The organism is Armatimonas sp., assembly GCF_031410135.1.
Lineage (GTDB): Bacteria > Armatimonadota > Armatimonadia > Armatimonadales > Armatimonadaceae > Armatimonas.
Genome location: NZ_JANNYP010000478.1, coordinates 1 through 2,741, shown reverse-complemented (window position 1 = coordinate 2,741; position 2,741 = coordinate 1). Strand labels below are relative to the sequence as shown.

General features: G+C 61.1%; 2 protein-coding genes and 1 pseudogene. 2 read left to right on the top strand and 1 reads right to left on the bottom strand.

The genetic code is table 11. The features are described 5' to 3' along the window. Positions 1-62 precede the first annotated feature (62 nt). A pseudogene (locus tag RMO15_RS17670) lies at positions 63-1,006 on the top strand (DUF1800 domain-containing protein). A gap of 41 nt (positions 1,007-1,047) precedes the next feature. Then, the gene (locus RMO15_RS17665) at positions 1,048-2,388 is read left to right on the top strand and encodes a DUF1501 domain-containing protein (RefSeq protein WP_309714826.1); all 1,341 of its coding nucleotides are present in this window, start codon (positions 1,048-1,050) and stop codon (positions 2,386-2,388) included. Between the two features lie 107 nt (positions 2,389-2,495). On the opposite strand, the gene RMO15_RS17660 is transcribed toward RMO15_RS17665, so the two are convergent. After that, positions 2,496-2,741, bottom strand: a 246-nt coding sequence (locus RMO15_RS17660; RefSeq protein WP_309714824.1) for a hypothetical protein, incomplete at its 5' end; no start/stop codon positions are given.

Below are 2,741 nucleotides of genomic sequence, written 5' to 3'. Positions count from 1 at the left end.
ACCGACCGGCACTGGCGCAGCGCCAGAAGCAGGGCCAGAACGAGAACTACGCCCGCGAGGTGATGGAGCTTCACACACTCGGCGTCGATGGCGGCTACACCCAAAAAGACGTCACCGAGCTGGCACGCTGCCTCACCGGCTGGGGCGTACGCGGCGGGCGCTACGGCGGCGAGTTTGAGTTTCACGCGGGCCTCCACGATAGAAACGTAAGGAAGTGCTGGGCGTAAAGTTCCCCGCAGGGGGTGGCCAAGAAGAGGGCGAGAAGATGCTGGAAGTCCTCGCCAACCACCCAGCAACCATCAAGAGTATCTCGACCAAGCTCTGCCGTCGTTTTGTCTCGGACACGCCGCCCGCGAGCCTGGTGGACAAGTGCGTGGCGACCTGGAAGAAGACCGACGGCGACATCCGCGAGATTTTAGCGACGATCACCAGCAGCCCGGAGTTCTTCAGTGCCTCAGCCTATAAATCCAAGGTAAAATCCCCCTTCGAGTTTGTTGTCTCTGCCGCACGCGCCCTTGGAGCCACGGTGGAGACCACTCCGCCTGCCGCGCCTGGCCCATTTGGCGGTGGGATGGCCGGAATGCGGCAGGGATCAGGGATCAATATCTTTGCGCCCAACGGCGGTGGGCAGAACAACCAGCGGCTCCTCGCGGGCCAGATCGGCCTGCTGGGCCAGCCGCTCTTTAATTACTCTTTCCCGACCGGCTACCCGGAAGAGTCCAGCAAGTGGGTGTCGAGCGGAGCGCTCATTGGCCGCATCAATTTCTCACTCGCACTGGTCAATGGCCGCATCAGCGACGCGGATCTCAGTGGCGCGATGCCGTTCTCCGAGACGCCCAGCAAGCCCACGCCCGCCATGATTGAGCTTCTCGGCGAGCAGCTCACCGGCGGCTCGCTCTCGGCGGCGACGGTAAAGACACTACAAAAACAAACCGAAGGCGATGAGTTCTCGGCCAAGCGCCTCGCCGCACTGATCCTGGGCTCCCCGGAGTTCCAGCGACGCTGACCCCCTACCCCCCGCCGAGCGGGGGGACAATAAGGCATATTATGAACGTATCACGACGATTGTTTCTGAAAAATGGCGGGGTGGCTCTGGCCTCCGTCGGGCTGGCTCCGGTGCTGGGGCCATCGTTCTTGCAGCGGGCGGCGCTGGCGCAGGGAAGCGGGAAGAAGAAAAAGACGCTGGTCTGTGTCTTTATGCGCGGCGCGGCAGACGGTCTCTCCGTAGTCGTGCCCCACGGCGAGGCGGAGCTGTACCGTGCCCGGCCCAATATCGCCATTCCGCGCAACCAGGTCGTGGATCTCGATGGCTTCTTTGGCCTGCATCCGTCGCTGGAGCCGCTGGCCAAGATCTACAAAGACGGGCATTTAGCCGCCGTGCATGCCTGCGGCTCGCCCAGTAGCACCCGCTCACACTTCGATGCGATGGACTACATGGAGAGTGGCACGCCGGGAAGCAAAGCCGTCCACGACGGCTGGCTGGCTCGCGCCGCAATGCTCTGCCCTGAGGATCGCGCCAATGCCAAGGCGGGAAAATCCCCGTTTAAAGCCGTTGCCCTCGGCGGCGGCTTGCCCACGGCCCTCAAGGGTGATGCCGGGGCGCTCGCCATTCCCGATCTGCGCACCTTTGGGATCAACGACCCGTCGGCCAGTGCTCGCTCCGGGCGGCGCGGCGACTCTCGTGCCGACGACACGATGATGACAGGCGCTTTTGCCACCGGCAGCGCGGCGGGCGGCTTTGAGGCGCTCTACGACCAGGCGGTCGGCGATGTCTTGCACGGCACGGGCAAGGAGAGCTTCGAGGCGATCAAGATGCTGAAGGGAATCAACCCGGCGCGCTACACCCCCGCCAACAACGCCAGCTATCCCAATGGCAAGCTCGGGGAGTCGCTCAAGCAGATCGCGCAGCTCATCAAGGCCGATGTGGGTGTCGAAGTCGCTTTTGCCGATATCGGCGGCTGGGACACGCACGCCAATCAGATCCAGAACGGCGCTCCGACGCAGGGTAACCTTGCCAACAAGCTCCGTGAGGTCGGGCAGGCGCTTGCCGCGCTCTACACCGATCTAGGCGACAAGATGGACGATGTGGTGGTGCTGACCATGAGCGAGTTTGGGCGCACCGTCAAGCAAAATGGCACCGGCGGCACCGACCACGGCCACGCGACTTGCTTCTTTGCGCTAGGCGGGGGTGTCAAAGGCGGCAAGGTCTACGGCGACTGGCCCGGCCTCGCTCCCGAGAAGCTCTACGAAAACCGCGATCTGGCACTGACCACTGACTTCCGCGCCGTCTTTGGCGAGGTGGCGATGAAGCACTTAGGGGTGAGTAGCCTAGAAAAGCTCTTCCCCGGCTACGACGGCGGCGTCAAATCTTTCCGAGGGCTAATCTAGCCATAGAACACGCCGATTGAAATCGGCGTGTAAAAGCCTCGTGCCTCGGCTGAGAAATCGCTCCGCGATTGGGGAAGTTTTTCCTGAGTTGTGGGGCGATTTGCGAACTATCCACTGAAGCGGATGCCTAATTGGTTTATAGCACAGGTTTCTAAAAAGATTCGGGCTTTCCAATAGCCTATCCAGGGGTCACCAGAGTAACGAAAAGCTTCTTCAGGAATATCCTCAAAGGTCATGTGCCAGTTTGCTTTTTGATAGAATTCCTGAACCGTTTGAGCATCCCACTCGGGGAATTCTGTCTCTGATAATTTCAGATCACAAGATTGTCCGGTTGCTTTTTCGAGTAGAATCTT